The sequence below is a fragment of the Aquimarina sp. genome, assembly GCF_977115655.1.
On the sequence record NZ_CDSBKO010000106.1, the window covers coordinates 1 to 8,629 of the forward strand.

Here is an 8,629-nt window from a genome sequence, read left to right on the forward strand (position 1 = left end):
CAAAAATAGCCGCAAGCATAAATCAAATCAAGATGTACTTAGACGGAAGGATACACATCAAAACAGAAATATATAGAAAATTATCAACCAAATATTTGTTTTTAAGCACAGTTCATCCCGTTGAAGAACAGGACTGGAATCCATGATGGAAGTAAAGAGGTATTTTGCTTTTACAGATATTTAATCCTCAAAAAGATACAGCTTCACTTAGCGATATTGGAAATTCTGGTTCTATAGAGTTAAAATCTAAAGAAGGAAGAATAAGCTTATCAATCATGTCTTCAGGATTATCGGCATTGTTTATTACTAAACATGAGCTATCCCCATTACCTGCATCAGATCTTTTTTCATTGAATTTCATCTTCATACGGATTAATAATTTGCAACCTTCTATGAAGAAGAAATTTAAGCATCAAAAAAAACAATACTTTTTCATTACACCCAAAAAGGAGTACTGAAAATATAGTATTTTATAGATTGACTTCGAACAGAATATCAATATTTAAGTCATTTTTATTAGTTAGCTAGTTAGAATTCATAATCAATAACTGTCTTTAGAATTAAATCTATCAGATGCGACAGAATTATTTTATTATTCTTTGTTATTTTTAACAAACTTGAATCTCTATACTCATAATCGAAAGGTTGTTTTTAAAAATGTGAGACCATGTTAATTTTAGATGTTTTAAAATATACTAATTATCTTTTTACAAATATTTTTGAGTTTCTATTAGACGTTTTTTGAAAGCGCCAACAGACATTCCTTTATAAATAGTAAAAATTTTATCTAAATGACTACCATCTATAAAACGAAGTTCCAAAGCAATTTCCGAAAGATTCATATTTGTATATTTTAAACGTGCCTCAACCAGTTCTAATTTATAATTGAGTTTATATCTCTTAAGACTAATACCTGTATGTTTCTTAAAATATTGCCCAATATAATTGCTGGAAATATTAAATTTTTCTGCTAAAGACTTACTTGAAAGCAAATCTGGCTCGTAAATATGATGATGAATATGATTGATAATTTCTTGAATTCCTTTAGGTTGTTTTTTTGAATTATCAGGAATGTTTACTTGATTTGAGTTTCGTATAATAATATGTACTATTGTAGATAGTAAATTTTGAATTATGACAGGATCATATGTTTGATCTTTTTGATTTTCATCACAAATCATTTCTATTAGTGATGACAGTTTTTTTTTGTCTGATTTTGATTGAAATTGAAATTCTCCAATTTGTTTTTTGTTATTTAAAATAATTTCAATTTTTTGAAACCAATCTTTAAATTGAGGAGCTAAACTACCTTTATAGGGATTACTAAAAAAACTCGTTAGAAACTTAATTGAAGATCCTGTAGTAGGCATATTTATCTGTAGTTGATACAGGTCATTTGGAACGAAAATAAAAAAACTATCTGCATGATATGAAACATCTTTTCCATTAATTTTTATTACTCCACTCCCTTCTTTAAAATATATAATTTCAAAAAAACGAATACTTGTATATTCGCAAAAATCAAAAAAAGTCATTTTTTGAAAATCTAGAATCACAATATCTTTAAAAATTGTTCTTGGCATAATAATAAATGTATTTTTTTTGAGTATTCTTATTTTTTCTATTTAAAAATAAAGAACGTATAGATTACTTCTATTTTCAATAAATAACATTTTGACATAGTATTATTAGGGTAGGACAAATTACTAAAAAATAACAATCTTATTTCTATAATAATATTTTTTTGTTTGCTACAGAAATTACATGTGACTTTGTTGACGAGAGTTATTTAAACAAAATTTTTGTAATTCTTATAATGTGAGTTTTCTACGTTAAAAACCTATAACCTTTTTTGGATGGAATGACCGTTTACATTAGTTGCAGCGCCCTTTTTAAGGAAAGTCTATTTAATCGAGTACGGCTCTCTTCCTATTGCCATAATACAAAAATGCCGCTAAATAAATCTATTGATAGAAGTCTGGAAAATAGGTTTATATTATAAAAATAAAATGAGAGGTCATTTAAATGTGGATAACCTATAGTAATCACTATGGCTTTAAATTAAATTTTTAGAGAAAACCCCTTGGTTTTTAATATAGAAATTCGGGTTTATAAGGTAGAATAATTGAAACATTTGTACCAACACTAAATTAGATTGGACTGTATTAAATCTACAAACTTCATTTTTTACATTAAAAACTTCATTTTTTACACAACAAAATTTTTAATGTCGTAGTAATTTTAGGAAATAAAATTATGAGAAAAGAAACTCTGTCTGATCATTGATTGTAATTTAATTAAGAGAAGTTAAAAATAAATAAGATTTATGTTCCTATAGCATATAATATCTGAAACTAATATATTTATACCAGTTGTACTTTGAATTTACTATAGAAGAAAATGGACTATTTTTTTGTTTATACGAAGGAGAAAAATTAAGCATAGCATTTGCTACGGTTCATTTTTATTCTGAAGTAGAAATAAAAAAGAGTATTTTATTGCGGTAAATTCAAAGTGTAAATGGTGTTAGCAACATAATAATAATTTATAAGCTATTGGTATCTATTATTAAATATAAACAAGGTTGAAAAATATGAATTGTACTTTTTAAAGATTTTGATAGCTTAATATCATAATTATTAAAAATAAAATTTTGTATAACACAAAAAAAACATTACTTAATAGATAGATTATAATATAAAAAAACAACCCTGCCAATTGTAAAACTTCGGCGAGCTAACAAAAGCAGGGCGTGAATAACAAAGAATTTTGAGAATAAAACCTAATCATTATGATGAAGTATTACCTGATTACTTTTCTTGAGTACATTCGAGTATTTCCTAAAAAGTTATTTTTTATAAAAAATAACTTTTTTAAAATAAACCCAGACCTTTTTAGTCATTCAAAATTTAGTCATATACAGTTAATGGTATATCGACTATCAATTTTTTCTTTGATAATACTTATTATGTTAAAAGGAGTCAAAAGTGTTTTTTATTCTTCAAGTTATTATAACTATCACTTGTTGATCTAAAAATGGATTCAGTTGTGTAAAGCATATTATTGTTATAGTTATGATTTTTATGCTGTCACGCGCTGTAATTAGCAATAAGAATAGGTATTAAACACAGTAATAATACTTTTTTAATCATTCTTAATATCATTTTCTGAAATTTATTTTGATATAATGCATGTACATTATAGTTTTTAAGCCGATTATTTAGCTAGACTATGGTTGTTTATGTTCTTGCAAAAAAAATGCAATGTCAAATTTTTAAGAGAAGTTGGTTATTGCATATAATTGAGCAAAATAGTCAATGAGATTTGTATTGTAGGGAAATAACTATAAAGTTACAAGACAATGCTAGTTCTTGGGAATCCACATGCACTATAATATATTTATGGATTTGGAGAAGTATATGATCTTTTAAAAAGTAAGTATCTTAAATCTGAATTTACCATTCGCCGAATCAAACATGCGTTTTATCGAAATATAATGTGTTTTTAACGATAGCTATTTTTTTTAAAGCAATAAAATGTTAAATTTATTTTAATACTTTGATTCTAAAATTGATTCATTTTTAAGAATTGAAGAGTAGTTTATTTACACTTTTGCTGGCATTATAATGAAATAGTTTATTAAAAAAACTATTGAAACTTATAGTACATGAAGAGATTATGTTATTTCAAGAAAATGTCAAACTAAGTAAGATAAAAAGTGTTATTGGTTATGATGATGAAGGGCAACTATTAAATAATCGTAGCAAAACTACTCAAAGTAAATGTAGACAAAAAAAACACCAACATAAATATATGATGATATGTAAAAAAAGCTGAAAATATAGAGCCAAAAGATAGGTCGTTAAGTTAACTTGTGTTATTTGTCTGGCTAAAAGGTATTCTATAGGGATTACTTTTTCATTAATTAGAAAAACAGAAAATAAACAAAAAAACCTAGCGGCACAATCACAGGAAATTGCTAATATTTCTAGGTCAGGAGATATGTGCGATACCAATTGTATTACCAACAATTATGTTATACCTAATTATAATTTGATTTCCTGATGATAAGTTTTAGAGCATAGTTTATGGATTTATTGATCCCTAAACATAGATAGTATAGCAATTAATAAAGATTTCCTAAATATCTGTAATATTTAAAATAATAAAAATGAAAAAAATCACTACAACTTTTATCATCACATTGTTCATGATGCAAATAGCAGCACAAGTAAAAGTAGGAAACAACCCAACTACAATTGATGATGGCTCCGCATTAGAAGTAGAAAGTACTACCAAAGCTTTTGTGCCACCGCGTATGACAACAGTACAAATGAATGCCATACCAACACCTTTAGAAGGAGCATTGGTGTATAATACAGACTTAAAATGTCTTCATATACATACCAATTCTGTATGGAAAAGTATGTGTGGTAAAACAGGTGAAATTACTTCAAGTATAAGAACTTCGGATTTTGATGGTTGGTATTTATTAGATGGTAGAGCTATATCATCTCTTCCTGCAAATGCACAAACTGTAGCCGCTTCATTAGGGCTTGCAGGTAATTTACCAGATGCAAGCGGTAAATTTTTGAAAACTAAAAATAATGATGCTGAAACTCTTTTGTTAACAGGAGGGCAAAATAGTACTACTTTGACCCAGGCTAATTTGCCAAATGTTACTTTTAGTGGTACTGCTGCTACTGCAGGAAGCCATAGTCATTCAGGTACAGCAAATGCAGCAGGTATTCACAGTCACTCTTATGTAGATAGAGGGAATACTACTTTTAGTACAGATGGAGGGAGCGGTAACCCTTTGGCAGATAATACTTCTGGAACTTATTCTACAGGATCTGCGGGTAATCATGCACATACACTTACTATAAATGCTAATGGGGATCATGCCCATACTGTAAGTGTAAGTAGTGGGGGTAGCGATACAAGTATTAATAACCAACCCAATTATTTAGTAGTAAATACATTCATTTATTTAGGGGAATAAAATTTATGTATTGGTTAAAAGATTTTATAATTAATATTTAAATAATTAGTACATAATTGTTAAACGTATAAATTATGATTAAAACTACATTTTTAAGTAGAATTGTATCGGTAATAATTTTTTGTGCATGGACAAATATGTCTGTAGCGCAAACAGGAAACCATGTGTTTTCAGGAGAAGAGGCTGTTAATTTTAGCAGTATAGATTTGCCTACACCTACAGGAAAAACATGGAGCACTTTTAGGGGAGCTATACCAGGTTATTTTAGTGCTTGGGGTACAGCCGTGTACACCAATCCAGACGATACATATAACATAAATGGATATGTTAAACATTATGTTAACTCTGCAAATCAAGGATTTGTATTTCCAGTAGGTGATGGTACAGATTTGCGTACATTAATCACAAGTGGTACAATAGCAAATAACTCAGTATTTGCAACGGCTTGGATAGCAGGGGACCCTAGTGGAAATCTAGATCCAACTGTACCAAATGCAGGAATGCATGATATAAATTCTTTTGGTGCAGGAATCACTTCTGTAAGTCCTGTAGGACAATGGGATTGGCAAGATATCGGCAATACATCAGATGGGGTAACAATTACTGTAAGTATTCCAGATGTTAGCTCATTTTCTCCAGCTTCAAATTTACGCTTAGTTGGGTGGGATGGTACACAGTGGGTAAATTTATCAGGATCTTTTGGGGCGACAGGAAATACAGAAGATAGTAGTTTGTCGGGGACAATGATTTCGGGCATTACAGCAATTGCTATAGGAACGTTTTTTGATAAATGTACCAATGGGGCTACTGTAGGAATTGTTACAATAAATGACCCCGATGCAGACGGTATTAATAACGTGTGTGATTTAGATGATGACAATGATGGTATCCCAGATGATACAGAGTGTGCAATTTTTTCAAACGTAACTTGGGAGGATATCGGTTTGACCGATGCAGGAATAAGCGCACCGGGAGGACAAACAATTGCAGATTTAGGAGCAATTACAGGCTTTTCTGAATTAGATGGGGTGAGTATGACCGTTCAATATACATTTACAGGGTCTGCTACACCAACTTCAGATTTGGTTGGAGGTGTAGGAAGCCCTTGGCTAACAGTAGCAAATGGAATAGGCAGTACCAGAACAGTTAATTTTACTTTTTCTGTTCCATTGGAAGAAATAAGAATATCTTATGATGGGCAATTTACAGATGGGGAGTCGGTTAGTTTCAGTCCAATCGGTGGGGTTTTGTCAAGCCCCCCTCCAACTACAGGCTTAATAATTACTTCAAATAGTATAACCAATCCTGTTGGGGGAACACTAAATGTCTTAGGGCCATTGGCAGCGTATACGGTTAATGATACAAATACTATTTCTTTAACATCCACCATACTTAGTGGCGGTCAAAGCACATCTTCCCAAAATGGAATACTGTTGCGAATAAAGCATAGATCTTGTGATACAGATAACGATGGAATATTTGACCATTTAGATGTAGATAGTGATAACGATGGTATTTATGATGTCGTAGAATCAGGTGGCACACCAAGTACCACTAATTTGGGCCAAGCCGATGGAGCAGTAGGTAATACACCCACTACTAATGGAATACCTGGTTCGGCAGGAACAGGAACCGTTCCAACCAATACAATTGGAGCTACGGCTGTGGACTATAAAAATACAGATAGTGATGGGGATGGCTGTAACGATGCCAATGAGGCGTATAATATAAATTATACAGATTATTTAGGTTCTCCCGCAGATTCGAATAGCGATGGTACTTATGGGGGTGTAGTAGATAATACAGGGGTAACGGCAAATGGAGCTATTACGGGATTAACTTATACTACTGATGCCACCCGTTTAAGTAACGTAAAAAATAACACAAAATCGGTTTGTGCGGTAGACTCAGATGATGATGGTGTGCCAGATACTACAGATTTAGACGATGATAATGATGGTATTTTGGATATAGAAGAAAATTGTGAAGGGTTTAAAGCACAGAATACAAATGGGGCTTGGATAGGAAATACAACAAGTACAGCAACCTATACGCTTTCTGGTTTTGTTACTCAAAGTAATACAATGAATGTTTCTGATGGACAAATACGCTATTATATTAATGATAATGGAGCAGGTACTAGAGTTGCTAAATCAGGTAATATAGTATATACAGTTACGTTCTCTCCTGGGGTTCCTGCAAATGAAATAGCATTTTATATAAATGATTTGGATGGACAAAATTCTCCTACAGCATCTTACACGGTTACAGTAAATGGAGGAAGTGTTCCTATAAATTTATTTGGAAGAGCCGAAGTACTTTCAAATAGAATGAATTATAATATTTCTACAGGTGTGATATCTGGTTTGGGGATTACAAATAATCAAAATATTATATTGGTTGGGAATTCTGAAACTCTTATTACGGAGTTAGTTGTTACAGGTTCAAATATTGGATCTGGAGATGCAGTTGCATATTCTGTGTTAGGTAGGGTAATCTGTGATACCGATGGTGATGGTATAGAAAATCGTTTGGATGTTGACAGTGACAATGATGGAATTTATGACGTGGTAGAATCAGGAGGTACACCAAGCACAACTAATCTGGGAGAAGCTGATGGAGCTGTGGGTACTACCCCTACTACAAACGGAGTACCGAGCAGTGCAGGAACAGGGACAACACCTGTTAACACTGTGGGTACAAGTCCTGCAGATTACTTAAATACAGATAGTGATGGTGATGGTTGTAATGATGCCAATGAAGCTTATAATATAAATAATGCGGACTATCTAAGCTTACCGGCAGATTCTAATGCAGATGGTACTTATGGAGGAGTAGTAGACAATACAGGGGTAACATTGGATGGAGCAATAACAGGATTAACGTATACTACCGATGCTACTCGTTTGGGCAATGTGACTAATAGTACATTTAGTGTTTGTGTTGTATCAAGTGATATAGTAACGGTAAAAACCAATGGCAGCACTACGTTCACCCCAGGTACTACGGTCAGCTATACGATCACGATGACCAATAATGGTCCAGATGCAGCACCAAGTGTTACGGTTGCGGATACTGCCCCTGTGGGAACCACAATTAGCAGCTGGAGTGCAGTGGTTACCAGTGGCACGGCTACGCTCCCCAATGCGAGTGGCAGTGGGGACCTTAATGAGACGGTCACCGATATGAGCAATGGGGGTGTGGTTACCTATACGGTCAATGTGGATGTTCCGTCAGACTTTAGCGGTAGTTTGAGCAACACGGCCACGGTGACGAGCCCCACAGACCCGGACCCGACCTGTACCTCTTGTACGGATGGCCCGGACACCAATGCCCCGTCTAACGATATAGTAACAGTAAAAACCAATGGTATCACTACGTTTACCCCTGGTACTACGGTTTCCTATACCATCACGATGACCAATAATGGTCCAAGTGCCGCACCAAGTGTTACGGTTGCGGATACTGCCCCTGTGGGAACCACGATCAGCAGCTGGAGTGCAGTGGTTACCAGTGGTAGCGCAACGATCCCTAATGCCAGTGGCAGTGGCGACCTTAATGAGACAGTTACGGATATGAGCAATGGTGGTGTGGTTACCTATACGGTTAATGTGGATGTTCCGTCAG

4 protein-coding genes are annotated in these 8,629 nt (G+C 33.1%); 2 read left to right on the top strand and 2 right to left on the bottom strand.

Annotated features, from left to right (window positions below):
- Positions 1-187: 187 nt before the first annotated feature.
- Together ACZIYX_RS23115 and ACZIYX_RS23120 are read right to left on the bottom strand one after the other, a co-directional pair.
- On the bottom strand, positions 188-367 hold the full coding sequence (locus ACZIYX_RS23115; protein WP_462684633.1) for a hypothetical protein: 180 nt from the start codon (positions 365-367) through the stop codon (positions 188-190).
- A 340-nt stretch (positions 368-707) separates the two neighbouring features.
- The gene (locus ACZIYX_RS23120; protein ID WP_462684634.1) at positions 708-1,583 is read right to left on the bottom strand and encodes a helix-turn-helix domain-containing protein; all 876 of its coding nucleotides are present in this window, start codon (positions 1,581-1,583) and stop codon (positions 708-710) included.
- A 2,588-nt stretch (positions 1,584-4,171) separates the two neighbouring features.
- Between ACZIYX_RS23120 and ACZIYX_RS23125 the strand changes: the two genes are divergently transcribed.
- Both ACZIYX_RS23125 and ACZIYX_RS23130 read left to right on the top strand, forming a co-directional pair.
- A complete protein-coding gene (locus ACZIYX_RS23125; RefSeq protein WP_462684635.1) occupies positions 4,172-5,002 on the top strand; it encodes a hypothetical protein in 831 nt (276 codons plus the stop codon).
- A 74-nt stretch (positions 5,003-5,076) separates the two neighbouring features.
- Positions 5,077-8,629: beta strand repeat-containing protein (locus ACZIYX_RS23130; RefSeq protein ID WP_462684636.1), on the top strand; the 3,553-nt coding region annotated here is incomplete at its 3' end.